General features: G+C 59.9%; 26 protein-coding genes. 16 read left to right on the top strand and 10 right to left on the bottom strand.

All coding sequences use genetic code 11. The features are described from left to right. Positions 1 to 59: 59 nt before the first annotated feature. Positions 60 to 716 carry an alpha/beta fold hydrolase gene (locus tag D8U60_RS14815; RefSeq protein ID WP_122747670.1) on the bottom strand — a complete coding sequence of 219 codons (657 nt, stop codon included), beginning with the start codon at positions 714 to 716 and terminating at the stop codon, positions 60 to 62. A 467-nt stretch (positions 717 to 1,183) separates the two neighbouring features. Here D8U60_RS14815 and D8U60_RS14810 point away from each other — a divergent pair, with 467 nt between their 5' ends. The 4 genes from D8U60_RS14810 (at position 1,184) to D8U60_RS14795 (ending at position 5,346) form a co-directional block, all read left to right on the top strand. Then, positions 1,184 to 2,215: an amino acid ABC transporter substrate-binding protein gene (locus tag D8U60_RS14810; RefSeq protein WP_016771583.1), complete on the top strand. Its 1,032-nt coding sequence runs from the start codon at positions 1,184 to 1,186 to the stop codon at positions 2,213 to 2,215. Positions 2,216 to 2,281: 66 nt separating this feature from the next. After that, positions 2,282 to 3,463 carry an amino acid ABC transporter permease gene (locus D8U60_RS14805; RefSeq protein ID WP_071174462.1) on the top strand — a complete coding sequence of 394 codons (1,182 nt, stop codon included), beginning with the start codon at positions 2,282 to 2,284 and terminating at the stop codon, positions 3,461 to 3,463. A gap of 10 nt (positions 3,464 to 3,473) precedes the next feature. Next, the gene (locus D8U60_RS14800; RefSeq protein WP_024011693.1) at positions 3,474 to 4,568 is read left to right on the top strand and encodes an amino acid ABC transporter permease; all 1,095 of its coding nucleotides are present in this window, start codon (positions 3,474 to 3,476) and stop codon (positions 4,566 to 4,568) included. 13 nt (positions 4,569 to 4,581) lie between these two features. Continuing rightward, the gene (locus D8U60_RS14795) at positions 4,582 to 5,346 is read left to right on the top strand and encodes an amino acid ABC transporter ATP-binding protein (protein ID WP_016771581.1); all 765 of its coding nucleotides are present in this window, start codon (positions 4,582 to 4,584) and stop codon (positions 5,344 to 5,346) included. 51 nt (positions 5,347 to 5,397) lie between these two features. Here the strand turns inward: D8U60_RS14795 and D8U60_RS14790 are convergent, their stop codons facing one another. Further along, positions 5,398 to 5,886, bottom strand: coding sequence for a type II toxin-antitoxin system MqsA family antitoxin (locus D8U60_RS14790; protein ID WP_130900373.1), 489 nt, complete (start codon positions 5,884 to 5,886; stop codon positions 5,398 to 5,400). Continuing rightward, entirely contained in the window at positions 5,883 to 6,194 is a 312-nt protein-coding gene (locus D8U60_RS14785; protein ID WP_130900372.1) for a type II toxin-antitoxin system MqsR family toxin, read from the bottom strand. The genes D8U60_RS14790 and D8U60_RS14785 overlap by 4 nt, the downstream gene beginning before the upstream one ends. A gap of 166 nt (positions 6,195 to 6,360) precedes the next feature. On the opposite strand from D8U60_RS14785, the gene D8U60_RS14780 reads away from it, so the two are divergent. From D8U60_RS14780 to D8U60_RS14760, 5 genes are all read left to right on the top strand, one after another. After that, positions 6,361 to 7,020, top strand: a complete 660-nt coding sequence (locus D8U60_RS14780; protein WP_016771578.1) for a FadR/GntR family transcriptional regulator — start codon at positions 6,361 to 6,363, stop codon at positions 7,018 to 7,020. Beyond that, entirely contained in the window at positions 7,010 to 8,314 is a 1,305-nt protein-coding gene (locus D8U60_RS14775; protein ID WP_024011695.1) for a CynX/NimT family MFS transporter, read from the top strand. The genes D8U60_RS14780 and D8U60_RS14775 overlap by 11 nt, the downstream gene beginning before the upstream one ends. 190 nt (positions 8,315 to 8,504) lie before the next feature. After that, on the top strand, positions 8,505 to 8,975 hold the full coding sequence (locus D8U60_RS14770) for a nuclear transport factor 2 family protein (protein WP_071174467.1): 471 nt from the start codon (positions 8,505 to 8,507) through the stop codon (positions 8,973 to 8,975). Positions 8,976 to 9,015: 40 nt separating this feature from the next. Continuing rightward, entirely contained in the window at positions 9,016 to 9,318 is a 303-nt protein-coding gene (locus D8U60_RS14765; RefSeq protein ID WP_073473642.1) for a GIY-YIG nuclease family protein, read from the top strand. 84 nt (positions 9,319 to 9,402) lie between these two features. Beyond that, the gene (locus D8U60_RS14760) at positions 9,403 to 10,338 is read left to right on the top strand and encodes a glutathione S-transferase family protein (protein ID WP_122610752.1); all 936 of its coding nucleotides are present in this window, start codon (positions 9,403 to 9,405) and stop codon (positions 10,336 to 10,338) included. Between the two features lie 83 nt (positions 10,339 to 10,421). Here the strand turns inward: D8U60_RS14760 and D8U60_RS14755 are convergent, their stop codons facing one another. Both D8U60_RS14755 and yejK read right to left on the bottom strand, forming a co-directional pair. Next, entirely contained in the window at positions 10,422 to 10,772 is a 351-nt protein-coding gene (locus D8U60_RS14755; RefSeq protein ID WP_130887705.1) for a glutaredoxin family protein, read from the bottom strand. Next, complete coding sequence (yejK, locus tag D8U60_RS14750; protein ID WP_016771572.1) at positions 10,772 to 11,776, bottom strand: nucleoid-associated protein YejK; 1,005 nt, start codon at positions 11,774 to 11,776, stop codon at positions 10,772 to 10,774. The genes D8U60_RS14755 and yejK overlap by 1 nt, the downstream gene beginning before the upstream one ends. 395 nt (positions 11,777 to 12,171) lie before the next feature. On the opposite strand from yejK, the gene D8U60_RS14745 reads away from it, so the two are divergent. Next, positions 12,172 to 12,453 carry an HU family DNA-binding protein gene (locus D8U60_RS14745; RefSeq protein ID WP_003221909.1) on the top strand — a complete coding sequence of 94 codons (282 nt, stop codon included), beginning with the start codon at positions 12,172 to 12,174 and terminating at the stop codon, positions 12,451 to 12,453. 215 nt (positions 12,454 to 12,668) lie between these two features. Here D8U60_RS14745 and rlmF read toward each other — a convergent pair whose 3' ends face one another. The 5 genes from rlmF to D8U60_RS14715 form a co-directional block, all read right to left on the bottom strand. Continuing rightward, a complete protein-coding gene (rlmF, locus tag D8U60_RS14740) occupies positions 12,669 to 13,688 on the bottom strand; it encodes a 23S rRNA (adenine(1618)-N(6))-methyltransferase RlmF (RefSeq protein WP_122610750.1) in 1,020 nt (339 codons plus the stop codon). A 225-nt stretch (positions 13,689 to 13,913) separates the two neighbouring features. Beyond that, positions 13,914 to 16,760, bottom strand: coding sequence for a valine--tRNA ligase (locus D8U60_RS14730; RefSeq protein WP_122747664.1), 2,847 nt, complete (start codon positions 16,758 to 16,760; stop codon positions 13,914 to 13,916). 128 nt (positions 16,761 to 16,888) lie between these two features. Next, complete coding sequence (locus D8U60_RS14725) at positions 16,889 to 17,290, bottom strand: DNA polymerase III subunit chi (RefSeq protein WP_130900371.1); 402 nt, start codon at positions 17,288 to 17,290, stop codon at positions 16,889 to 16,891. Between the two features lie 8 nt (positions 17,291 to 17,298). After that, on the bottom strand, positions 17,299 to 17,727 hold the full coding sequence (locus D8U60_RS14720) for a DNA polymerase III subunit chi (RefSeq protein WP_016771568.1): 429 nt from the start codon (positions 17,725 to 17,727) through the stop codon (positions 17,299 to 17,301). A 57-nt stretch (positions 17,728 to 17,784) separates the two neighbouring features. Beyond that, positions 17,785 to 19,275, bottom strand: a complete 1,491-nt coding sequence (locus D8U60_RS14715) for a leucyl aminopeptidase (RefSeq protein ID WP_039759172.1) — start codon at positions 19,273 to 19,275, stop codon at positions 17,785 to 17,787. Positions 19,276 to 19,571: 296 nt separating this feature from the next. On the opposite strand from D8U60_RS14715, the gene lptF reads away from it, so the two are divergent. From lptF to era, 6 genes are all read left to right on the top strand, one after another. Continuing rightward, positions 19,572 to 20,693 (top strand): LPS export ABC transporter permease LptF, encoded by a 1,122-nt coding sequence (lptF, locus tag D8U60_RS14710; protein WP_016771566.1) that lies wholly within the window; start codon positions 19,572 to 19,574, stop codon positions 20,691 to 20,693. Further along, a complete protein-coding gene (gene lptG, locus D8U60_RS14705; RefSeq protein ID WP_016771565.1) occupies positions 20,686 to 21,747 on the top strand; it encodes an LPS export ABC transporter permease LptG in 1,062 nt (353 codons plus the stop codon). Before lptF ends, lptG begins: the two co-directional genes overlap by 8 nt. 173 nt (positions 21,748 to 21,920) lie before the next feature. After that, complete coding sequence (lepA, locus tag D8U60_RS14700) at positions 21,921 to 23,717, top strand: translation elongation factor 4 (protein ID WP_016771564.1); 1,797 nt, start codon at positions 21,921 to 21,923, stop codon at positions 23,715 to 23,717. Positions 23,718 to 23,726: 9 nt separating this feature from the next. Next, positions 23,727 to 24,581, top strand: a complete 855-nt coding sequence (gene lepB / locus D8U60_RS14695) for a signal peptidase I (protein WP_016771563.1) — start codon at positions 23,727 to 23,729, stop codon at positions 24,579 to 24,581. Between the two features lie 169 nt (positions 24,582 to 24,750). Further along, positions 24,751 to 25,440: a ribonuclease III gene (gene rnc, locus D8U60_RS14690; protein WP_024011703.1), complete on the top strand. Its 690-nt coding sequence runs from the start codon at positions 24,751 to 24,753 to the stop codon at positions 25,438 to 25,440. Continuing rightward, positions 25,433 to 26,335, top strand: coding sequence for a GTPase Era (gene era / locus D8U60_RS14685; RefSeq protein ID WP_016771562.1), 903 nt, complete (start codon positions 25,433 to 25,435; stop codon positions 26,333 to 26,335). The genes rnc and era overlap by 8 nt, the downstream gene beginning before the upstream one ends. Positions 26,336 to 26,349: the final 14 nt, after the last annotated feature.

Here is a 26,349-nt window from a genome sequence, read left to right as displayed (position 1 = left end):
AATGCAAGAATCGGGCGCGGCGTAGTAGGAGGGATCAATGGGCGGACATTGCTCGCGAATCAGCGCAGACGTTCGCTCAGCCAGACGCCGACGTCGCGAATCTCTTCAGGTAACACTTCGTGCTCCATTGGGTATTCCTGCCATGTCACGGTGACACCATGCTTCACCAAATGCTCATAGGCAGTGCGCCCCATCGAGTTCTGCACCACGCCATCGAACTGACCGTGCAGACACAGCACCGGAATACGCTGCTGACTGGCGGATAACTCCAGTTCATCGCTGAATGTCGGTGCGTACGTCGACAACGCCAGCACCCCGCCCAGCGGTCCCTGCCATTTAAGGAACGCGGTATGCAATACCACCGCGCCGCCTTGCGAAAACCCGGCAAGGAAAATCCGCGAGGCGTCTATTCCGCTGGCGCGCTGGTTTTCGATCAGCTCGATGATGCGCTCTGCCGACGCTTCCAGTTCGTCGCGATCGATCGCCCGGGCCGGGCTCATGGCCTTGATGTCGTACCAGCTGGGCATGGCATATCCGCCATTTATCGTCACTGGACGGGTCGGTGCCTGCGGCAGCACAAAGCGCGTGCTCAACAGACTTTCCTGCAATGCCTCGGCTACCGGCAGGAAGTCGTAACGGTCGGCGCCGAGGCCGTGCAGCCAGATCACGCAGGCGTCTGCGGGCTTAACAGGCTGAAGAATCAAGGGCTCGGTCATGTCTGCTCCAAAAATGTGCGGGCGCTCTCATTGAGTGCGTGATTGAAGTGCGCGCCCGGTTGATCCGTTAACAAGATGTCGCAAGGTTACAAGTTTAGCTATTGACGTGTCGCGCAATCACTTTCGCAAGCGGTGTGGTACGGCGTTTGCTATGGAGCTTTGCGTACGAAGCATCCGTTGCGCGGCGGTAACACTATCAGTGTCAGTCGCGTGATGGGATAGCAACGAATCCGGTGATGGATGTTCGCCAATGGCCGCAACGGGCTTAGCGAACGTGAAAGGGCTACAGCCCGTTCGGCCGATTGGTGAGAAGTGAGTGATCCATGATGTGGATTTTCTCCTACTAGACTCATAGCGAAGGTCTTACGTCGGTTGACCCCAAAAAAGCCAACACGGGTCAACAACGCCTCAAAAGGGTGCGACAGGACTCAAGCTCCGACACAACAAGAGCAAAACTGGAGGTTTGAATGAAGATGTTGAAATCCACTCTGGCGGTCGTGACTGCTGCAGCAGTACTCGGCGTCAGCGGGTTCGCTCAGGCGGGTGCAACCCTGGATGCGGTACAGAAAAAAGGTTTCGTGCAGTGTGGCGTGAGCGACGGTCTGCCGGGCTTCTCGGTACCGGATGCGACCGGCAAGATCCTCGGCATCGATGCCGACGTCTGCCGCGCTGTGGCGGCAGCCGTTTTCGGCGACGCCAACAAGGTCAAGTTCAGCCAGTTGAACGCCAAGGAGCGCTTCACCGCGTTGCAATCCGGCGAGATCGACATCCTGTCGCGCAACACCACCATGACCAGCTCCCGTGACGCGGGCATGGGCCTGAAATTCCCGGGCTTCATCACCTACTACGACGGCATCGGCTTCCTGGTGAACAACAAGCTGGGCGTGAAGAGCGCCAAAGAGCTGGACGGTGCGACCATCTGCATCCAGGCCGGTACCACCACCGAACTGAACGTTTCCGACTACTTCCGTGGCAACGGTCTGAAATACACCCCGATCACCTTCGACACCTCCGATGAAAGCGCCAAGTCGCTGGAATCCGGTCGTTGCGACGTGCTGACCTCCGACAAGTCCCAGCTGTTCGCCCAGCGCAGCAAGCTGGCCTCGCCGAAGGACTACGTGGTGCTGCCGGAAACCATTTCCAAGGAACCATTGGGCCCGGTCGTACGTAACGGCGACGACGAGTGGCTGGCGATCGTGCGTTGGGTCGGCTATGCGCTGCTCAATGCCGAAGAAGCCGGCATCACTTCGAAGAACGTCGAAGCTGAAGCCAAGTCCACCAAGAACCCGGACGTAGCCCGTATGCTCGGCGCTGACGGCGAGTACGGCAAAGACCTGAAACTGCCGAAAGACTGGGTTGTGCAGATCGTCAAGCAGGTCGGCAACTACGGCGAAATCTTCGAGAAAAACCTCGGCAAGAGCACTCCGCTGGAAATCGACCGTGGCCTGAACGCCCTGTGGAACAACGGCGGCATTCAGTACGCACCACCAGTGCGCTAATGGTTCTATCGCCCGGCGGGCCAACCGCCGGGTGATGTTCTTGTTCCATTTCTTCCGGGGCACTTCATGCAAAATTCAATCGGCGCACCAAAGCAGAGGCTCAGCCTCAGCGATCCACGAGTGCGTGCGTGGCTATTCCAGATCATCACCGTTGTGGCGGTGGTCTCGCTTGGCTGGTACCTGTTCGACAATACGCAAACCAACCTTCAGCACCGGGGCATCACCTCCGGTTTCAGCTTTCTGGAGCGCAGTGCCGGATTCGGCATCGCTCAAACCCTGATCGACTACACCGAAGCGGACAGTTACGCGCGGGTGTTTGTCATCGGCCTGCTCAACACCCTGTTGGTGACCTTTATCGGCGTGATCCTGGCGACGATTCTCGGTTTCATCGTCGGCGTGGCGCGGCTGTCGCAGAACTGGATCATCGCCAAACTGGCGACGGTGTATGTGGAAGTATTCCGCAACATTCCGCCGCTGCTGCAGATCCTGTTCTGGTACTTCGCGGTGTTCCTGACCATGCCGGGGCCGCGCAACAGCCACAACTTCGGCGACACCTTCTTCGTCAGCAGCCGTGGCCTGAACATGCCGGCCGCACTCGCTGCCGACGGTTTCTGGGCGTTCGTGATCAGCATCGTCCTGGCCATTGTCGGCATCGTGCTGATGTGCCGCTGGGCCAACAAGCGCTTCGAAGAAACCGGCGTACCGTTCCACAAGTTCTGGACCGGCCTGGCAATTGCGCTGGTGATCCCGACCCTGTGCGCGCTGATCTTCGGCGCTCCGCTGCACTGGGAAATGCCCGAGCTCAAGGGCTTCAACTTTGTCGGTGGCTGGGTGTTGATCCCGGAACTGCTGGCGTTGACCCTGGCGCTCACCGTGTACACCGCAGCGTTCATCGCCGAGATCGTACGTTCCGGGATCAAGTCGGTCAGCCACGGCCAGACCGAAGCAGCGCGTTCCCTCGGCCTGCGCAACGGCCCGACCCTGCGCAAGGTGATCATCCCGCAAGCCCTGCGCGTGATCATTCCGCCGCTGACCAGCCAATACCTGAACCTGGCGAAGAACTCCTCGCTGGCCGCCGGTATCGGTTACCCGGAAATGGTTTCGCTGTTCGCCGGCACCGTGCTCAACCAGACCGGGCAGGCTATCGAAGTGATTGCCATCACCATGAGCGTGTACCTGGCGATCAGTATCAGCATTTCCCTGCTGATGAACTGGTACAACAAGCGCATTGCGCTGATCGAGCGGTAAGGAAAAGCGCATGAGTACTCATACTTTCAAACCCGACATGCCTCCACCGAACAGCAGCATCGGCGTGGTGGCGTGGATGCGCGCGAACATGTTCTCCAGCTGGCTCAACACCCTGCTGACGCTGTTTGCGTTCTACCTGATCTACCTGGTCGTGCCACCGATCCTCAGCTGGGCGATCGTCGATGCCAACTGGGTCGGCACCACCCGCGCCGACTGCACCAAGGAAGGCGCCTGCTGGGTGTTCATTCAGCAGCGCTTCGGCCAGTTCATGTACGGCTACTACCCGACCGAGCTGCGCTGGCGCGTTGATCTGACCGTGTGGCTGGCGGTCATTGGCGCAGCACCGCTGTTCATCTCGCGCGTGCCGCGTAAAGCGGTGTACGGCCTGAGCTTCCTGGTGCTGTACCCGATCATCGCCTTCATCTTGTTGCACGGCGGTTTCGGTCTGACCACCGTGCCGACCAGCCAGTGGGGTGGCCTGATGCTGACCCTGGTGATCGCCACCGTCGGCATCGCCGGAGCATTGCCGCTGGGCATCGTGCTGGCGCTGGGACGGCGTTCCAATATGCCGGCGATTCGTGTGGTCTGCGTGACTTTCATCGAGTTCTGGCGCGGCGTGCCGTTGATCACGGTGTTGTTCATGTCCTCGGTGATGCTGCCGCTGTTCCTGCCCGAAGGCATGAACTTCGACAAGCTGCTGCGGGCGCTGATCGGCGTGATCCTGTTCCAGTCGGCGTACGTGGCTGAGGTGGTACGTGGCGGTCTTCAAGCGATCCCTAAAGGTCAGTACGAAGCGGCCGCGGCGATGGGCCTCGGTTACTGGCGTTCGATGGGCCTGGTGATTCTGCCGCAAGCGCTGAAGCTGGTGATTCCGGGCATCGTCAACACGTTCATTGCGCTGTTCAAGGACACCAGCCTGGTGATCATCATCGGCCTCTTTGACCTGCTCAACAGCGTCAAGCAAGCCGCCGCCGACCCGAAATGGCTGGGCATGGCCACCGAAGGCTACGTGTTCGCCGCCCTGGTGTTCTGGATTTTCTGTTTTGGTATGTCGCGCTATTCCATGCATCTGGAACGCAAGCTCGACACTGGCCACAAGCGTTAGGAGTTCTCTGTAAATGAGCGAAGCAATCAAAAAGCCTGTGGGTCCGGAAGGCATCATCCAGATGCAGGGCGTGAACAAGTGGTACGGCCAGTTTCACGTACTCAAAGACATCAACCTCAACGTCAAACAGGGCGAGCGCATCGTCCTGTGCGGCCCGTCGGGTTCCGGTAAATCGACCACGATCCGTTGCCTCAATCGTCTGGAAGAACACCAGCAGGGGCGCATCGTCGTCGATGGCGTGGAACTGACCAATGACCTCAAGCAGATCGAAGCGATCCGTCGCGAAGTCGGCATGGTGTTCCAGCACTTCAACCTGTTCCCGCACCTGACCATCCTGCAGAACTGCACCCTGGCGCCGATGTGGGTGCGCAAAATGCCCAAGCGCAAGGCCGAAGAAATCGCCATGCATTACCTGGAGCGCGTACGCATTCCGGAGCAGGCGCACAAGTACCCGGGGCAACTGTCCGGCGGTCAGCAACAGCGTGTGGCGATCGCCCGCGCCTTGTGCATGAAGCCGAAAATCATGCTGTTTGACGAGCCGACTTCAGCGCTCGATCCGGAAATGGTGAAAGAGGTTCTCGACACCATGATCGGTCTGGCCGAAGACGGTATGACCATGCTTTGCGTAACCCACGAAATGGGCTTCGCCCGCACCGTGGCCAACCGCGTGATCTTCATGGACAAGGGCGAAATCGTTGAACAGGCCGCGCCGAACGATTTCTTCGACAATCCGCAGAATGATCGGACCAAGTTGTTCTTGAGTCAGATTTTGCATTGATGGTTGATAAGTGAAACCAACCCGGCCATGTGCCGGGTTGTTTTTTCGGGGTCAGGAAACCGAAAGGGATTGATGTTCTTTGTGGACGATGTGCTCGAAACCTCTCAAATCTGCACCTTCGCCGAGAGTCTTTGCATCGGTTAGCAAATATGGGTAACGATCCAATAAACGCATCAGCAGTATGAGTGCCTTGGGCGGCAAGATTTCGCCGCGCTCGTAGCGAGAGAATGCGTTATGCCCACCCCCAGATAGCAGTTGCACCGTCTCTTTTTGCGTCAGATGCAATTTGCGGCGAATCCGCTTCATCTCGTCGCCGATCATTTTCCTGGCAGCGATGACCAACTCATCACCTGCGTCGCAATAACGTTCCGCGCTATCGGTATCGGCGTCCCATTCGACCTCACCGCAGTTCTGGCACTCCCAGCCAGAAAGATCATCCACACGCCGCTCCATGCCTTTGACTTTCAGGGTTTCGCCGCGCCCCTGAAAATGCCTCATTCCCTCACGTGCACCGCAGCTGACACATTGCTGGGTTTTCATGGGTTTTTCTCCTTGAAGGAGATCACCGGTGGGCTGCCGCCGGGGCGGTATGTCACCTTGATGTAAATCTCCTGATCTCGTGAATTGATGTGATACACGTCTTGCCAGATTCGATGATCCTCATAAGTAGTCATCGATTTGTACAACATCCTGGTTTGTAGCTCGAAAACAATCTCCTGCATTTCGCTGACATTGAAGCCGAGCTTCTCAGCTGACCTTACTGAAGTTTTGGTGAAAGCATTTTGACCCAGTCGCCTCACTTCAGACTTGATCACCGCCAAGTCGTAATGGGGTGTGCTCTTTTCCATAAGAAGCCAAAACCCTGTCCCTGAAATTACCCTTAAAGGGTAATTTTGACCAATCGAAAATGCCGCTCCATGTGTCTCCGATTGACCCTAGGTGGTTGCCGTCCTACATGGGTCTGACTAACATGTCGGAAAATTCATCCTATGATTGGATGAAAAGGTGAGGTTCATGTCCGACATTTCCCCTTTGATCAAGCGATCCCTGGTCGATCAGGCTTTGGATCAACTGCGTCAACGCATCAACAGCGGTGCGTGGCAGGTCGGCGAGCGTCTGCCGACCGAGCCTGAGCTGTGCGCCGAGCTGGGTATCAGCCGCAACACGGTGCGTGAGGCGATGCGTGTTTTGGCGTTTTCGGGATTGATCGAAATTCGCCAAGGCGACGGCAGTTATCTTCGTGCACTGGTCGACCCGCTCGACACACTTAAAGCGCTATCGCGTTGTTCGCTGGAGCAGGCCCGGGAGACCCGGCACATCCTTGAAGTCGAGGCCATCGGCCTGGCGGCGTTGCGTCGTACCGATGAGGATCTGGCGGCGCTGCGTGAAGCGCTCGGCACCAGCGGCAGCCATTACCACGGCGATCTCGACACCTATATCGCCTGCGATCTGGTGTTCCATCGCCGACTGGTCGACGCCGCGCACAACCCGACCCTCAGCGAGTTGTATCGCTACTTTTCCAGCATCGTCGGCGCGCAATTGCGCCAGACCCTGAATATCTCCCCGCGCCGTCAGGAAGTGTTCGATCTGCACATCGACTTGCTCGATGCGGTCGAGCAACGCGACCCGGAACGGGCCAAAGCCTTGTCGAGGCAGTTGATCAATGAACCTTGAAACCGAGAAGACCATGTCCCGCAGTGAGTTATCCACAGCGTCGAAACGCACCCCCGAACTTGAAGAGCTGCTGATCGATGCCGAGGCTGATGACGAGCAGGTGCAGCAAAGCCATCCGTTGGTGAAACGTCCATGGTTGCTGCTGCTCGGGTTGATTCTGGTGGCACTGAACCTGCGCCCGGCGTTGTCGAGCATGGCGCCATTGCTTAGCGAGGTCTCCAGAAGCCTCGGGCTGACTGCGGCGCAGGCGGGATTGCTGACCACGTTGCCGGTGCTGTGCCTGGGCTTGTTCGCACCGCTGGCGCCGATTCTGGCGCGGCGTTTCGGTGCTGAGCGGGTGGTGCTGGGGATTCTGCTGACACTGGCCGGCGGCATCATCCTGCGCAGCAATTTCGGCGAGATCGGGCTGTTCGCCGGCAGCGTGCTTGGCGGCGCCAGCATCGGCATCGTCGGCGTGCTGCTGCCGGGCATCGTCAAGCGCGACTTCGCCAAACACGCCGGGACCATGACCGGCGTCTACACCATGGCCCTGTGCCTGGGCGCAGCGATGGCGGCGGGTTCGACCGTTCCGCTGAGTGAACACTTCGGCAACAGCTGGGCGATGGGCCTGGGCTTCTGGGTGATTCCGGCATTGGTGGCGGCGGTTTTCTGGCTGCCACAAGTTGGCTCCAAACATGGCGCACACAACGTCGCCTATCGCGTGCGCGGGTTGCTGCGTGATCCGCTGGCCTGGCAGGTGACCTTGTACATGGGCCTGCAATCGTCGCTGGCCTACATCGTGTTTGGCTGGTTGCCGTCGATCCTCATCGGGCGCGGGCTTACACCGACTCAGGCCGGATTGGTGCTGTCCGGTTCGGTGATCATTCAGCTGGCCAGTTCGCTGGCCGCGCCGTGGCTGGCGACCCGTGGCAAGGATCAGCGTCTGGCGATCGTGGTGGTCATGGCGCTGACCCTGGCCGGCCTGTTCGGCTGCCTGTACGCACCGATCGAAGGTCTGTGGGGCTGGGCGATTCTGCTCGGGCTGGGGCAGGGCGGTACGTTCAGTCTGGCCCTGACCCTGATCGTGCTGCGCTCGCGCGATTCCCATGTCGCGGCGAACCTGTCGAGCATGTCCCAGGGTTTTGGCTACACCCTGGCGTCCATGGGGCCGTTCGCCGTGGGTGTGGTCCATGACTGGACCGGCGGCTGGAATGCGCTGGGCTGGATTTTCGGCATTATCGGCGCCGGTGCAATCCTCGCCGGGCTAGGTGCCGGCCGGGCGCTGTATGTGCAGGTGCAAAGCGAAAAGATCTGAATGCACTGACTGCAAATGTGGGAGCGAGCCTGCTCGCGAAAGCGGTGTTTCAGTCAACATGGATGTTGAATGTTGAATTGCCTTCGCGAGCAGGCTCGCTCCCACAAGGGTTTTGCGTATTGCCGATAGTGTTTCTGCGCGCGGCAGATTATGGTGCTGGCAATCTGTACCTATTTTTTTGGAGACTGCCTTGAGCGAAGCCCATAGCGCCCTGATCACCCGCTTCTACCAAGCCTTTCAGCGCCTTGACGCAGAGGCCATGGCCGCCTGCTACACCGATGACGTGGTCTTCAGCGATCCGGCCTTTGGTGAACTGCGCGGGCGCGATGCCGGCGACATGTGGCGCATGCTGACTACCCGCGCCAAGGATTTCTCCCTGACCTTCGACAACGTCCGCGCCGACGAACGCAGCGGCGGCGCACACTGGGTCGCGACCTACCTGTTCAGCCAGACCGGCAACATCGTCATCAACGATATCCAGGCGCGTTTCGTGTTCCGTGACGGCAAGATCTGTGAGCACCACGACCACTTCGATCTGTGGCGCTGGTCGCGCCAGGCGCTCGGTTTCAAAGGCCTGCTGCTGGGCTGGACGCCGCTGGTGCGCAACGCCGTGCGCGCCCAGGCGCGCAAGGGACTGAAGGCATTTCAGGCCGGGCGCTGATAAGATCGCCGCCTGTTTTCCTACACGTTCAGATCCCGAAGTGACCAGTCTTAGCGAACAATCCGTCGATGCTGCCGAGCCAGTGAGCAAATCCTGGTTCGTCTACCTCGTGCGTGCCGCCAATGGCTCCTTGTACTGCGGAATCAGCGACGACCCCGTACGCCGTTTCGCCAAGCACCAAAGCGGCAAGGGCGCGCGGTTCTTTCTTTCCAGCCCGGCGATGGCGCTGGTCTACACCGAACTGTGCCGCGACAAAAGCGATGCTTTGCGCCAGGAACGGCTGATCAAGAAGCTGCGCAAAAGCGCCAAGGAATGCCTCGTCGCGTCTTATCAATCTGACTGATTGGTTCCCATCAGGCAGATCTGTAGGCTGCTAATCCAATGCACGCTAAGCTGCGGGCTCACTATCTGAGCGGCGGAGCCGAGCATGTCCGAGTTGATTCTGCACCATTACCCGACCTCTCCATTTGCCGAGAAGGCCCGCCTGCTGCTGGGTTTCAAAGGCCTGTCCTGGCGTTCGGTGCATATTTCCCCGGTGATGCCAAAGCCGGATCTGACGGCGTTGACCGGTGGCTACCGCAAGACACCAGTGTTGCAGATCGGTGCTGACATCTATTGCGACACCGCACTGATCGCTCGACGCCTGGAACAGGAAAAAGCCCTGCCGGCGTTCTTCCCCGAGGGCCAGGAAATGACCAGCGCCAGTTTTGCGGCGTGGGCCGATTCGGTGGTGTTCCAGCACGCCGTGAGCCTGGTGTTCCAACCGGAATCGGTGGCGGTACGTTTCGGCAAATTGCCGCCGGAAGCGATCAAGGCATTCCTGGCCGACCGCGCCGGTTTGTTCAGCGGTGGCAGCGCCACGCGTCTGTCCGCCGAGCAGGCCAAACATCAGTGGCCGACGATCATGGCGCGACTGGAGCAGCAGTTGCAGCGCGAGCAGGGCGACTTCCTCTTCGGCGAGCCATCGATTGCCGACTTCGCCCTGGCGCATCCGCTGTGGTTCCTCAAGGCGACGCACGTCACGGCGCCGCTGGTGGATGAATATCCGGCGGTGGCGGCGTGGCTGGGTCGAGTGTTGGGGTTCGGCCATGGCGCAGCGAGCGAGATGTCTTCCGCCGAGGCACTGGAGGTCGCGCGTAACGCGACGCCAGCGGCATTGCCGGATGAGCGGTTCGTTGATCCGAACGGCTTCAAGGCGGGCCAGCAAGTGGCAATTGCCGCTATCGATTACGGCGTTGATCCGGTGGTGGGCGAGCTGCTGTTTGCTGGCCGTGAAGAGCTGATCATTCGCCGTGAAGACGAACGTGGCGGCGTGGTGCATGTGCACTTTCCGCGCTTTGGGTTCCGTATCGAGGCGCGCTAAAAGCAAAAGATCGCAGCCTTCGGCAGCTCCTACACCGATCTCATGTAGGAGCTGCCGAAGGCTGCGATCTTTTGATCTTGATTTTATTTCAGGGCAGCGAGGATTTCTTCCGGATCGAACCCGCGAATCAAGGTGCCGTTCACATCAATCAGCGGAATCCCGCGTCCACCCAATGCCTCATACGCCTTGCGCGCATCGGCATCCTTCTCGATGTCGTACTCCTTGAACGGTATGCCCTTGCTGTCGAGAAAGCGTTTGGTCTGTTTGCAGTAGCCGCACCAGTCGGTGGCATAGAGCACGACATTGGCTTGCGCCCGCGTCTGCTCAGAAACCATTTGCGCGGGGTTGAACACCCGCTCGATCTTGCCCCAGTTCTGATAAACCACGACCACCAGCAGCACCAGGGCGACTTTTTTCAGCACATTGCCGAGCATCAGTTACGCCGCTTCAGCTGGTCGGTCAGCGAAGTCGGCAGGCCTTTGATGATCAGGGTGCCGTTCTCTTCGTCGTACTCGATCTTCGAACCCAGCAGGTGCGCTTCGAAGCTGATCGACAGGCCTTCGGCGCGGCCGGTGAAGCGGCGGAATTGATTGAGGGTGCGCTTGTCTGCCGGGATCTCCGGCGACAGGCCGTAGTCCTTGTTGCGAATGTGATCGTAGAAGGCCTTCGGGCGTTCTTCGTCGATCAGTTCCGACAGCTCCTCAAGTCCCATCGGTTCGCCGAGCTTGGCCTGGCTGCTGGCATAGTCGACCAGAGTCTTGGTTTTCTCGCGGGCCGAGTCTTCTGGCAGGTCTTCGCTCTCGACAAAGTCGCTGAAGGCCTTGAGCAGTGTGCGCGTCTCGCCGGGGCCGTCGACGCCTTCCTGGCAGCCGATGAAGTCGCGGAAGTACTCCGAGACCTTCTTGCCATTCTTGCCCTTGATGAACGAGATGTACTGCTTGGACTGCTTGTTGTTCTGCCACTCGGAAACGTTGATCCGCGCTGCCAGATGCAATTGGCCAAGGTCGAGATGGCGCGAAGGCGTCACGTCGAGCTCGTCGGTCACCGCCACGCCTTCGCTGTGGTGCAGCAGGGCGATCGCCAGATAGTCGGTCATGCCTTGCTGATAGTGGGCGAACAGCACGTGGCCGCCCACCGACAGGTTGGATTCTTCCATCAGCTTCTGCAGATGCTCGACCGCCACTTTACTGAATGCGGTGAAGTCACGGCCGCCGTCCATGTACTCCTTCAGCCAGCCGCTGAACGGGAACGCGCCGGATTCCGGATGGAACAGGCCCCAGGCTTTGCCCTGTTTGGCGTTGTAGCTTTCGTTGAGGTCGGCGAGCATGTTTTCGATGGCGGCGGACTCGGCCAGTTCAGAGTCACGGGCGTGCAGAACTGCGGGCGTGCCGTCGGGTTTTTTGTCGATCAGGTGGACGATGCAATGACGGATCGGCATGGGCTTCTCGGCTGTTGGAAAGGAGGAGGGCAGGCTCCCCCGAAAAAGCGCTCAGTGTACCGCAACCACTGGTTTTGGCGCGGGTTGCAGGGCAAAACCGGGGCGCGCGCCCGGCCTTAAGCGGTTTTTTACCGATTTAGCGCAATAAAGCTGACCAAATGGGTAGCTAGAGGCGGATATTTCCTTGTCGCTGTGCTAGTTTTGCCCGGTCTTACGCGAAGTCACTGCGTTAAGCGTGCATTCAGCATTTGTCAGGTCGAACCAAACCCTGATTTCGGCATCTATAACCCGACTCGTCGTGGTTATCGCCGAGGGTGCCAGATCCAGAAGATCGGGCTCGATGGCTGACACTGCACTCTGCAATCCATATGAATTTGATAGGGAAGGAACACTACATGGCTCTTACTAAAGACCAACTGATCGCCGACATCGCTGAAGCTATCGACGCGCCGAAAACCACCGCGCGTAACGCTCTGGACCAACTGGGCCAAATCGTTGCCGATCAGCTGGAAAACGGCGGCGAAATCACCTTGCCAGGTATCGGCAAGCTGAAAGTGACCGAGCGTCCTGCCCGCACCGGCCGTAACCCTTCGACTGGCGCTGCCATCGAAATCCCTGCAAAGAAAGTGATCAAGCTGGTTGTGGCCAAAGGCCTGACCGACGCTGTGAACAAGTAAGACGCAGCGATAAAAAAAACCGTGCTTTGGAGTGATCCGGGGCACGGTTTTTTTGTGTCTGCGATTCGTTGATGTCACCAAGGTCTTTGTGGGTGCACGTCCCGTAGGAGCTGCCGAAGGCTGCGATCTCTTGATCTTGTTTTTGCCAATCCAGAATCAGGATCAAGATCAAGATCAAGATCAAAAGATCGCAGCGTTCCGCAGCTCCTACAGGTTCAGCGCACCCAGCGCTCGCGCCGCCAGATCTGCTGCTCGGACTTGGTCTGGAAGGTCCAGGCGACAAAGCGGCTCTGCTTCTGCCCCTGCGACATCTCCACTACCTGGCTTTCCAGCACGCCAGCCTTCTTCAGTGCCGTCTCGATGGCCGGCAGGTTCGAGGCCTTCGACACCAGGGTGCTGAACCACAACACCTTGTGCTGAAAGTTCGCGCTCTCGGCAATCAACTGCGTCACGAAGCGCGCTTCACCGCCTTCACACCACAGCTCCGCCGATTGCCCGCCGAAGTTCAGCACCGGCAGCTTGCGTTTCGGGTCGGCCTTGCCCAAGGCGCGCCACTTGCGCTCGCTGCCCTTGGTCGCTTCTTCCATCGAAGCGTGGAACGGCGGGTTGCACATGGTCAGGTCGAAACGCTCGCCCGGCTCCAGCAAGCCGATGAGGATGTGCTTGCGGTTTTCCTGCTGGCGCAGCTGGATCACTTTGCTCAGATCATTGGACTGCACGATGGCTCGCGCCGCCGCCACGGCTGTCGGATCGATCTCCGAGCCGAGGAAGTGCCAACGGTATTCGCTGTTGCCGATCAGCGGATAAACGCAGTTGGCGCCCATGCCGATATCCAGCACATTGACGATCGCGCCGCGCGGCACCTTGCCGTCGTTCATGCTCGCCAGCAGGTCGGCGAGAAAGTGCACATAGTCGGCACGCCCCGGAACCGGAGGGCAGAGGTAGTCGGCCGGAATGTCCCAATGTTGAATGCCGTAGAACGCCTTGAGCAGCGCCCGGTTGAACACACGTACCGCGTCGGGGCTGGCGAAGTCGATGCTTTCCTTGCCGTACGGGTTGGTGATCACGTACTTGGCCAGTTCCGGCGTGGTCTTGATCAGTGCCGGAAAGTCGTAACGACCCTGATGGCGATTGCGCGGATGCAGGCTGGCCTTCTCGCGCGGCTCGATGGCTTTGCTCGGGGACGCGGCGTCAGGCTTCTTGCGCGCAGGTTTGGGTGTGCGGGGGGCGGTCATGGGCGTGGTCGATTCGGGTATGGCTGAAAGTGGCGGGCATTGTCCCACATTGATGGGCCATGCGCCGAACCCATGTAGGAGCTGCCGAAGGCTGCGATCTTTTGATGTTGATTTTTAGAAGCAAGATCAAAAGATCGCAGCCTTCGGCAGCTCCTACAGGGGAAATGTGGTGGGAATAAAAAAAGGGAGGCCACTTGGGCCTCCCTTTTTCAGTGCGGTTTGCCGTTACAGGCTGGCAATCCGCGCGTGCTGCTCGGCCAGTTTGCCCAGGGCCTGTTCGGCCTCGGCCAGTTTGGCGCGTTCCTTCTCGATGACTTCGGCCGGGGCCTTGTCGACGAAACCTGCGTTGGACAGCTTGCCGCCAACGCGCTGGACTTCGCCCTGCAGTCGCAGGATTTCCTTGTCCAGACGCGCCAGTTCCGCGCCTTTGTCGATCAGGCCGGCCATCGGCACCAGCACTTCCATCTCGCCCACCAGTGCGGTAGCGGACAGCGGTGCTTCTTCGCCAGCGGCGAGTACGGTGATCGATTCCAGGCGCGCCAGCTTCTTCAGCAGCGCTTCGTTCTCGGTCAGGCGGCGCTGGTCTTCAGCGCTGACGTTCTTCAGGAAGATCGGCAGTGGCTTGCCCGGGCCGATGTTCATCTCGCCACGAATGTTGCGCGTGCCGAGCATCAGTTCCTTGAGCCATTCGATGTCGTTTTCCGCCGCCGGATCGATGCGCTCCTCGTTGGCCACCGGCCAAGGCTGCAGCATGATCGTTTTGCCCTGAATACCGGCCAGCGGCGCGATGCGCTGCCAGATTTCTTCAGTGATGAACGGCATGAACGGATGCGCCAGACGCAGCGCCACTTCCAGCACACGCACCAGCGTACGGCGAGTGCCGCGCTGACGTTCGACCGGCGCGTTCTCGTCCCACAACACAGGCTTGGACAGTTCCAGATACCAGTCGCAGTACTGGTTCCAGATGAACTCGTACAGCGCTTGCGCGGCGAGGTCGAAACGGAACTGATCCAGTTGGCGGGTCACTTCGGCTTCGGTGCGTTGCAACTGCGAAATGATCCAGCGATCAGCCAACGACAGCTCGTAGGCTTCGCCGTTCTGGCCGCAGTCTTCGCCCTTGTCCAGAACGTAACGCGCGGCGTTCCAGATCTTGTTGCAGAAGTTGCGATAGCCTTCGACGCGACCCATGTCGAACTTGATGTCGCGACCGGTCGAGGCCAGCGAGCAGAAGGTGAAGCGCAGGGCGTCGGTGCCGTAGCTTTCGATGCCATTGGCGAATTCTTCGCGGGTGGCTTTCTCGATCTTCTTCGCCAGTTTCGGTTGCATCAGGCCCGAAGTGCGCTTCTGCACCAGGGTTTCCAGGTCGATGCCGTCGATGATGTCCAGCGGGTCAAGGACGTTGCCCTTGGACTTGGACATCTTCTGGCCCTGGCCGTCGCGCACCAGACCGTGTACGTACACGGTCTTGAACGGAACCTGCGGCGTGCCGTCTTCGTTCTTCATCAGGTGCATGGTCATCATGATCATCCGGGCAACCCAGAAGAAAATGATGTCGAAACCGGTGACCAGCACGTCGGTGGAGTGGAATTTCTTCAGGAACTCGGTCTGCTCAGGCCAGCCCAGGGTCGAGAAGGTCCACAGCCCGGAGCTGAACCAGGTGTCGAGTACGTCGTTGTCCTGTTGCAGCGCAACGTCCGGGCCGAGGTTGTGCTTGGCACGCACTTCGGCTTCGTCGCGACCGACGTAGACTTTGCCCGACTCGTCGTACCAGGCCGGAATCCGGTGGCCCCACCACAGCTGACGGCTGATGCACCAGTCCTGGATGTCGCGCATCCACGAGAAGTACATGTTTTCGTACTGCTTGGGCACGAACTGGATGCGACCGTCTTCAACGGCAGCAATCGCCGGCTCGGCCAGCGGCTTGGTCGATACGTACCACTGGTCGGTCAGCCACGGCTCGATGACCGTGCCGGAGCGATCGCCTTTCGGCGTTTTCTGGTTGTGATCGTTGACACTCACCAGCAGGCCGGCGGCGTCGAACGCGGCGACGATCTGCTTGCGCGCTTCGAAACGCTCAAGGCCGGCGAACTCGGCCGGAATCTTGCCGTCGATGCTCTCGTTCAGCGTGCCGTCGAGGTTGAACACCTGGGCGGCAGGCAGCACGTTGGCGTTCTTGTCGAAGATGTTCAGCAGCGGCAGGTTGTGGCGCTTGCCGACTTCGTAGTCGTTGAAATCGTGGGCCGGGGTGATTTTCACGCAGCCGGTGCCGAATTCAGGGTCGCAATAATCGTCGGCGATGATCGGGATGCGCCGGCCAACCAGTGGCAGCTCGACGAATTTGCCGATCAGCGCTTTGTAGCGCTCGTCGTTCGGGTTAACCGCGACGGCGGAGTCGCCGAGCATGGTTTCCGGACGGGTGGTGGCGACGATCAGGAAGTCATTGCCCTCGGCGGTTTTAACGCCATCGGCCAATGGGTATTTCAGGTTCCACAGGAAACCTTTCTCTTCGTGGTTTTCCACTTCGAGGTCGGAAATCGCCGTGTGCAGTTTGGTGTCCCAGTTGACCAGACGCTTGCCGCGGTAGATCAGGCCGTCTTCATGCAGACGCACGAAGGCTTCCTTGACCGCTTCCGAGAGGCCGTCGTCCATGGTGAAGCGCTCGCGGCTCCAGTCGACGGACGAGCCGAGACGACGGATCTGCCGGCTGATGTTGCCGCCGGACTGATCTTTCCACTCCCAGACTTTCTCGAGGAATTTTTCCCGGCCCAGATCGTGACGATTCTGGCCTTGGGCTTCGAGCTGACGCTCCACCAGCATCTGCGTGGCGATACCGGCGTGGTCGGTGCCCGGCTGCCACAGGGTGTCGCGACCCTGCATGCGGCGGAAACGGATCAACGCGTCCATGATCGCGTTGTTGAAGCCGTGACCCATGTGCAGGCTGCCGGTGACGTTCGGCGGCGGGATCATGATGGTGTAGGACTCGCCCGCGCCTTGCGGGGCGAAGTAGTTCTCGGACTCCCAGGTCTTGTACCAGGAAGTTTCAATGGCGTGCGGCTGGTAGGTCTTATCCATGCGCGGCGGGACCCTATTGGCATTTATTCAGGAAAAGCCGGGAAGTATAGCCGTGGGGACAGCCACAAGCCACAAGCTGCAAGCTTCAAGAGGAGCGCGGCGGATTTGCTTTGGCTTTGGCTTGCAGCTTAAAGCTTGCCGCTTGCAGCTGCGGCGAGCAGCCGCTCCATCCGCGCATCCAGGCGACGTTTGATTTCGGTTTCGATGTGCGGAGCGAAGTCGTCGATCACGTCTTGCATGATCAATTGCGCGGCGGCGCGCAGTTCGCTGTCCAGGTGCAGCAGAGCGTCGGGACCTTTGTCGACCGGCGCAGCAGCCTGGGCAGCCTGGGGCGGCGCTGGTGGCGGCTCGACGGCCGCCGGTTGATTGCCGACGGAATCGAACAGCATCGGAATCTGTTCCTGTTCGCCGTCATCGACCGTATCGGTCAACAGTGGCGGTTGCAGGTTGTCATCGCCGAGCAACTGGCGGATCGATTCGAGATCGTCCAGCAGGTGTGCGGATTTCTGTTGCGGTTTCGGAGTGTCCATTGGAATGCTCAGAGTCGCTGTAAACGGTGGTCTTGCAGAGAATAGCCCTGTTCGCGGTAGAAACGGAAACTCTCCCGCGCCGCTGCGCGGATGGTCGGATCTTCGACCACCACTTCCGCCACGCGGGCAAATTTGCTGGCGAAGGCCGGGACTTTCAGGTCGAGATTGACCAGTAGATCCTGATGCTCACCGCAGTCTTGCCCGAGTCCCAGCACGATCAAACCGTCCGGTTCGCTGTCGGCCGGGCCGTGGGGCACGAAGCTTTCACCCTTGAATGCCCACAGACGCGCATCGAGATCGTCGCGCTGGGCCGCATCGCTGCAATGCAGGTAGATGCGGTGGCCCATGCGCCAGGCTTTCTCGGTGAGCTTGCAGGCGAAATCCAGGCGCGCTGATGGATCGGCGCTGGGCAGGATATAGAAGTCGACTTTGGTCATTGCGGTTCCAGAGCGGCAAGCGGCGTCACCCGAGAGTGACGCCACCTTTCAGCGGTTTCAGGCCTTGGCGCGATCCAGCAGGTACTGGGTCAGCAGTGGAACCGGACGGCCAGTGGCGCCCTTGTCCTTGCCGCCGCTGGTCCATGCCGTGCCGGCGATGTCCAGGTGCGCCCAGTTGAGGTTCTTGGTGAAGCGCGACAGGAAGCAGGCGGCAGTGATGGTGCCGGCCTTCGGCCCGCCAATGTTGGCGATGTCGGCGAACGGGCTGTCCAGTTGCTCTTGATACTCATCGAACAGCGGCAGTTGCCAGGCGCGGTCGTCGGCAGCCTTGCCGGCGCTGAGCAGTTGGTCGATCAGCTCGTCGTTGTTGCCCAGCAGGCCGGACGTGTGCGCGCCCAAGGCAACTACGCAAGCACCGGTCAGGGTGGCGATGTCGATCACCGCTTGTGGCTTGAAGCGCTCGGCGTAGGTCAGCGCATCGCACAGCACCAGACGGCCTTCAGCGTCGGTGTTGAGGATTTCCACGGTCTGGCCGCTCATGGTAGTGACGATATCGCCCGGCCGCGAAGCATTGCCGCTCGGCATGTTTTCGGCGCAGGCGAGGATGCACACCAGATTGATCGGCAGTTTCAGCTCAAGCACAGCACGCAAGGTACCGAACACGGAGGCAGCGCCGCCCATGTCGTATTTCATCTCGTCCATGCCGGCGCCCGGCTTCAGGCTGATGCCGCCGGTGTCGAAGGTGATGCCCTTGCCGACCAGCGCGTATGGCTTCTCGGATTTCTTGCCGCCGTTGTATTGCATGACGATCAGGCGCGGCGGCTGGGCGCTGCCCTGGCCCACAGCGTAGAACGAGCCCATGCCGAGGGATTTGATCTTCTTCTCGTCGAGTACTTCGACTTTCAGATCCTTGAACTCTTTGCCCAGGTTCTTCGCCTGTTCGCCCATGAAGGTCGGGTGGCAGATGTTCGGTGGCAGGTTGCCAAGGTCGCGGGTGAAGGCCATGCCGTTGGCGATGGCGGTGGCGTGGTTCACGGCACGCTGCACTTCGGCTTGCGCAGCCTTGATGGTCAGCAGGGTGATTTTCTTCAGGGCGCGCGGTTCGGCTTTCTGGCTCTTGAACTGGTCGAAGGTGTAGCCGCCGTCGACCAGGGTTTCTGCCAGCAGGCGAGTCTTGCCGTAGCTGTCGCGACCTTTGACGATGACTTCATCCAGCGCCAGCACGGCGTCACCGCCGCCCAGGCCTTTGAGGGTGTTGAGGATGCCGGCAACGATTTTGCGGAACGGACGGTCGCCCAATTCTTCGTCCTTGCCCACACCGACCAGCAACACGCGCTCGGCTTTCAGGTTCGGCAGGCTGTGCAGCAGCAGGCTCTGACCGACCTTGCCGGCCAAGTCGCCACGCTTGAGCACGGCGCTGATCGCGCCACCGCTCGACTCGTCGACCAGTCTGGCGGCGACACCGAGTTTGCGGCCTTCGCCGACGGCAACCACCAGGGTGGCGGTTTTCAACGTTTCTGGGCTAACGCTTTTTACAACCAGTTCCATGTCCGGATCCCTGAATGAATGGTCAACACGCAGGCGCTCGACGTTGTCCGCAGTCGCCTGCTTATAGATAGAAGAGGCGCAGGCCAAAGCCTGCGACAAGGGCCGCAGTTTGAACCTCGCTCCCCGCGCCTGACAACCCTCAGCAAAGGATTACAGCGATGGATGAGTGTGCGCAGTGACAGGCGCACCCAATCACAGGATAATGCCGCATCTTTTTTCGACCGCTCTGCATGGCGGGCCGGTCGATGTGTTTGCTTGTTTGGCCGCCTTAGCCTGACAACCCTGGAGTGTCTGGTTTGATCGTCTTCCGTTATCTGTCCCGCGAAGTCCTGTTGACCCTCAGCGCCGTAAGTGCCGTGCTGCTGGTCATCATCATGAGCGGTCGCTTCATCAAATACCTGGCGCAGGCTGCGGCCGGTCAGCTCGATCCGGGCTCGCTGTTCCTGATCATGGGCTTTCGTCTGCCGGGTTTCCTGCAACTGATTCTGCCGCTGGGCCTGTTCCTCGGGATCCTGCTGGCCTACGGTCGGCTGTACCTCGAAAGCGAAATGACCGTGCTCTCGGCCACCGGCATGAGCCAGCAGAAGCTGTTTCGCATGACCCTGTTTCCGGCAACGCTGGTGGCACTGGTGGTGGCGTGGCTGAGCCTCGGCCTTGCTCCGCAGGGCGCCAACCAGTTTCAGCTGCTGCTGAACAAGCAGGACGCGCTGACCGAGTTCGATACCCTCGAACCGGGCCGCTTCCAGGCCTTGCGTGACGGTACTCGAGTGACTTACACCGAAACCCTGAGCGACGACCGCGTCAATCTCGGTAGCGTGTTCATTTCGCAGAAGAACCTCGGCGCCGATAAGAAGGATCGCGGGATTTCCGTACTGGTGGCCGAGTCGGGCCGTCAGGAAATCCGCCCCGACGGCAATCGTTACCTGATTCTCGACAACGGTTACCGCTATGACGGCAGCCCCGGGCAGGCCGATTACCGCGCCATTCATTACGAAACCTACGGCGTGCTGCTGCCCAAGCCGGACGTCAGCGAAGAAGTCACCGATCGCGATGCGATGCCGACCTCGTCCCTGTGGGGCAGTGATGACATCCGTTCAAAAACCGAGCTGCAATGGCGCATGTCGCTGCCATTGCTGGTGTTCATCGTGACCCTGATGGCGGTGCCGCTGTCGCGGGTGAATCCGCGTCAGGGGCGTTTTCTCAAGCTGCTGCCGGCGATTCTTCTTTATATGGCTTACCTGACCATTCTGATTGCCGCTCGCGGCGCCCTTGAAAAAGGCAAGATTCCGCCAGCCCTCGGCCTGTGGTGGGTACACGCGATCTTCCTGGTGATCGGCCTCGGCCTGCTTTATTGGGAGCCGCTGCGCCTGAAGCTGGCCAGCCGTCGCAGTGCTGCGCTGGAGGTGGCCCGTGGTTAAACTCGACCGCTACATCGGCAGCAGCGTATTCATGGCGATCATCGCCGTGCTTGCGATCATCCTCGGCCTGGCAACGCTTTTCGCCTTCATCGATGAAATGGGCGACGTCAGCGACACCTACACCCTGGTCGACGTGCTCGGTTTTGTATTGCTCACCGCACCGCGCCGGCTCTATGAAATGCTGCCGATGGCCGCATTGATCGGCTGCCTGATCGGTCTCGGCAGTCTGGCCAGCAGCAGTGAGCTGACGGTCATGCGCGCTGCTGGCGTGTCGATCGGCCGTATCGTCTGGGCCGTCATGAAACCGATGCTGGTGCTGATGCTCGCCGGCGTGCTGATCGGCGAATACGTCGCCCCGGCCACCGAAAGCATGGCACAGGCCAATCGCTCGCTGGCCCAGGGCAGCGGCGATGCGCAAAGCGCCAAACACGGTATGTGGCACCGTCAGGGTGAGGAATTCATCCACATCAACGCCGTTCAACCGAACGGTCTGTTGTACGGCGTGACGCGCTATCACTTCGACAAGGAACGCCATCTGCTCAGCTCCAGCTTCGCCAAAAAGGCCGAGTTTGACGGCAGCAAGTGGCAGCTCACCGACGTTGCCACCACGCTGTTCCACGAGCGCAGCACCGAGGTCGTCAATGCCCCGAGCGAGGAGTGGGACGTGGCGTTGAGCCCGCAACTGCTCAGCACCGTGGTCATGGCGCCGGAATCGCTGTCGATCAGCGGTCTGTGGGGCTACATCCACTATCTGGCCGAGCAGGGCCTGAGCAACGGCCGTTACTGGCTGGCATTTTGGGTCAAGGTGTTGCAGCCGCTGGTGACTGCCGCGCTGGTGCTGATGGCGATCTCGTTCATCTTCGGTCCACTGCGTTCGGTGACTCTTGGCCAGCGTGTGTTCACCGGCGTGCTGGTGGGCTTCACCTTCCGCATCGTCCAGGATCTGCTGGGGCCATCGAGTCTGGTGTTCGGTTTCTCGCCGCTGTTTGCGGTGCTGGTGCCGGCCGGCGTGTGTGCGCTGGCAGGCGTCTGGCTGCTCAGACGCGCGGGCTGATGAACAAGCTTTCATTGAGCGCTTGAACCCTGAAAACGCCTCGGTCGCCAGACCGGGGCGTTTTTGCATGCGATCCGGGTGACAGGCGAACGTGACGCTTGCGCCGTGTATCAGGTACAATTCCCGGCTATTTTTCGGCGGGCCAAGCCTGCAGCCTTTTTGAGTGTTGATCCGTGAGTGATTTGAGTCATATCCGCAATTTCTCCATCATCGCCCACATTGACCATGGCAAGTCGACGCTGGCTGACCGTTTCATCCAGATGTGCGGCGGCCTGGCCGAGCGTGAAATGGAAGCCCAGGTACTGGATTCCATGGATCTTGAGCGTGAACGCGGGATCACCATCAAGGCCCATAGCGTTACCCTCTATTACAAAGCCAAAGACGGCATCACCTACCAGCTGAACTTCATTGACACCCCGGGACACGTCGACTTCACCTACGAAGTCAGCCGTTCCCTGGCCGCGTGCGAAGGTGCGTTGCTGGTGGTCGATGCGGGGCAGGGCGTAGAAGCCCAGTCCGTGGCCAACTGCTACACCGCCATCGAGCAGGGCCTTGAGGTCATGCCGGTCCTGAACAAGATCGACCTGCCCCAGGCCGAGCCGGATCGCGTCAAGGACGAGATCGAGAAGATCATCGGCATCGACGCTACCGACGCCGTCACCTGCAGCGCCAAGACCGGCCTGGGTGTCGACGAAGTGCTCGAGCGTCTGGTGCACACCATTCCTGCACCCACCGGCAACATCGAAGATCCGCTGCAAGCGTTGATCATCGACTCCTGGTTCGACAACTACCTGGGCGTTGTTTCCCTGGTACGCGTGCGCCACGGCCGTGTGAAGAAGGGCGACAAGATTCTGGTCAAGTCCACCGGCAAGGTGCACCTGGTCGACAGCGTCGGTGTGTTCAACCCGAAACACACCGCCACCGTTGATCTGAAGGCCGGCGAAGTGGGCTTCATCATCGCCAGCATCAAGGACATTCACGGTGCGCCGGTCGGTGACACCCTGACCTTGAGCTCCACGCCGGACGTGCCGGTGCTGCCGGGCTTCAAACGCATTCAGCCACAGGTTTACGCCGGTCTGTTCCCGGTCAGCTCCGACGACTTCGAGGATTTCCGCGAAGCGCTGCAGAAGCTGACCCTGAACGACTCGTCGCTGCAGTACACCCCGGAAAGCTCCGACGCCCTGGGCTTCGGCTTCCGTTGCGGCTTCCTCGGCATGCTGCACATGGAAATCATCCAGGAGCGCCTCGAGCGCGAATACGACCTGGACCTGATCACCACTGCGCCGACGGTAATTTTCGAGCTGGTGCTGAAAACCGGTGAAACGATTTACGTCGACAACCCGTCGAAGCTTCCGGACGTGTCGGCGATCGAGGACATGCGCGAGCCAATCGTGCGCGCCAATATCCTCGTACCGCAGGAACACCTGGGCAACGTGATCACCCTGTGCATCGAGAAACGCGGCGTTCAGGTCGACATGCTGTTCCTCGGCAATCAGGTGCAAGTGACCTACGACCTGCCGATGAACGAAGTGGTCCTGGACTTCTTCGACCGTCTCAAATCCACCAGCCGCGGCTATGCTTCGCTGGACTACCATTTCGATCGTTACCAATCGGCTAATCTGGTGAAACTGGACGTGCTGATCAACGGCGACAAGGTCGATGCCCTGGCATTGATCGTGCACCGTGACAATTCGCACTTCAAAGGTCGCCAGTTGACCGAGAAGATGAAAGAACTGATTCCTCGTCAGATGTTCGACGTGGCGATCCAGGCCGCCATCGGTGGTCAGATCGTGGCGCGGACAACCGTCAAGGCGCTCAGAAAGAACGTATTGGCCAAATGCTACGGCGGTGACGTCAGTCGTAAGAAGAAACTGCTCGAGAAGCAGAAGGCCGGTAAGAAACGCATGAAACAGGTCGGCAACGTGGAAATTCCACAGGAAGCCTTCCTCGCCGTGCTCAGGTTGGAATAATCAGGTCCTATGTCGCTAAATTTCCCGCTGTTGCTGGTCATCGCCGTGTTCGTCTGCGGCCTGTTGGCGTTGCTTGATCTGCTGTTCCTGGCACCGCGTCGGCGTGCTGCCATTGCCTCTTATCAAGGCAGTGTCAGCCAGCCCGAGCCTGTGGTGGTCGAGAAGCTGAACAAAGAGCCGCTGCTGGTCGAATACGGCAAGTCGTTCTTTCCGGTGCTGTTCATCGTGCTGGTGCTGCGTTCGTTCCTGGTGGAGCCGTTCCAGATCCCGTCCGGCTCGATGAAACCGACCCTGGATGTCGGCGACTTCATTCTGGTGAACAAGTTTTCCTACGGCATCCGTCTGCCGGTGATCGACAAGAAGATCATCGAAGTCGGTGACCCGCAGCGCGGTGATGTGATGGTGTTCCGCTACCCGAGCGACCCGAACGTCAACTACATCAAGCGTGTGGTCGGCCTGCCGGGTGACACGGTGCGTTACACCGCCGACAAGCGTCTGTTCGTCAACGGCGAATCGATTGCCGAGAAGATGGTTGGCGCCGAGGCGGGTTCGCTGGGCAGCGCGGAGCTCTATCAGGAAAAACTCGGCGCAGCCGAACACCTGATCCGTAAGGAAATGAGCCGCTACCGCGCCACCCCGGACCGTTCGTGGACAGTGCCTGCCGGGCACTACTTCATGATGGGCGACAACCGCGACAATTCGAATGACAGCCGCTACTGGGATGATCCGAACATTCCCAAGGATCTGCTGGGCATGGTTCCCGACAAGAATATTGTCGGCAAGGCCTTCGCGGTCTGGATGAGCTGGCCAGAGCCGAAACTCAGCCACCTGCCGAATTTCTCGCGGGTTGGCCTGATCAAGTAATCAAACACGGCGCTGTTGACCACAGCGCCGAATGCATTTCTGGAGCCGGCACAATCGGCTTCGCAATCGCCAGGATTTATTTTTTGAACACAGCGTTAATTGTCCCAGGCCTGCGCCGTACCCCGGCGATGGCAGTGGAAACCAGCCACGAACTCAGCGTGGGTAAACCGTGAGCGTTTCTCTAAGCCGTCTCGAGCGCCAGCTCGGTTACACCTTCAAGGATCAGGAGCTGATGCTGCTGGCCCTCACGCACCGCAGTTTTGCCGGGCGCAACAACGAGCGTCTGGAATTCCTCGGTGATGCCATCCTCAACTTCGTCGCTGGCGAGGCGCTGTTCGATCGCTTCCCGCTGGCCCGCGAAGGCCAGTTGTCGCGTTTGCGCGCACGGCTGGTAAAAGGTGAGACCCTGGCCGTACTCGCTCGCGGTTTCGACCTCGGCGATTATCTGCGCCTGGGTTCGGGTGAACTGAAGAGCGGTGGTTTCCGCCGTGAATCCATTCTGGCCGATGCCCTCGAAGCGTTGATTGGCGCGATCTACCTCGATGCCGGCATGGACGTCGCCCGCGAGCGCGTGCTGGCCTGGCTGGCCGGCGAATTCGAAGGCCTGACGCTGGTCGACACCAACAAGGATCCGAAAACCCGCTTGCAGGAACACCTGCAATCGCGCGGTTGCGAACTGCCACGCTACGAAGTGGTGGATATCCAGGGCGAACCGCACTGCCGAACCTTCTTCGTCGAATGCGAAGTGGTCTTACTGAATGAAAAAAGCCGAGGTCAGGGTGTGAGCCGTCGTATTGCCGAACAGGTAGCGGCCGCCGCAGCACTGATTGCCCTGGGCGTGGAGAATGGCAATGACTGATACAAACGCAACTCGCTGTGGCTACGTTGCCATCGTCGGCCGTCCCAACGTCGGCAAGTCGACGCTGCTCAACCACATCCTCGGGCAGAAGCTCGCGATCACCTCGCGCAAGCCGCAGACCACTCGCCACAACATGCTCGGGATCAAGACCGAGGGCGACGTGCAGGCGATCTACGTCGACACCCCGGGCATGCACAAGGGTGGCGAAAAGGCCCTGAACCGTTACATGAACAAAACCGCTTCGGCGGCGTTGAAAGACGTCGACGTGGTGATCTTCGTCGTCGACCGCACCAAGTGGACCGACGAAGACCAGATGGTTCTGGAGCGTGTGCAATACGTGACCGGCCCGCTGATCGTCGCGCTGAACAAGACCGATCGCATCGAAGACAAAGCCGAGCTGATGCCGCACCTGAGCTGGTTGCAGGAACAGCTGCCGAACGCGCAGATCATCCCGATTTCCGCGCAGCACGGGCACAACCTCGAAGCGCTGGAAAAGGTCATCGCCGATCACTTGCCGGAGAATGATCACTTCTTCCCGGAAGACCAGATCACCGACCGCAGCAGCCGTTTCCTTGCCGCCGAACTGGTGCGCGAGAAAATCATGCGCCAGATGGGCGCCGAGCTGCCGTACCAGATCACGGTTGAAATCGAAGAATTCAAGCAGCAGGGCAAGACCTTGCACATCCACGCGCTGATTCTCGTCGAGCGTGACGGCCAGAAGAAAATCATCATTGGCGACAAGGGCGAGCGCATCAAGCGCATCGGCACCGAAGCGCGCAAGGACATGGAGCTGCTGTTCGACTCCAAGATCATGCTCAACCTGTGGGTCAAGGTGAAGGGCGGCTGGTCCGATGACGAGCGCGCGCTGCGTTCGCTGGGTTATGGCGACCTGTAAGTAGCGATCTCGAA

The sequence above is a fragment of the Pseudomonas sp. Sample_11 genome (assembly GCF_004307505.1).
Taxonomy (GTDB): Bacteria; Pseudomonadota; Gammaproteobacteria; order Pseudomonadales; family Pseudomonadaceae; genus Aquipseudomonas; species Aquipseudomonas atacamensis.
Note: the sequence above shows the minus strand (reverse complement) of the source record. Positions and strands in the feature narration are given on the sequence as shown.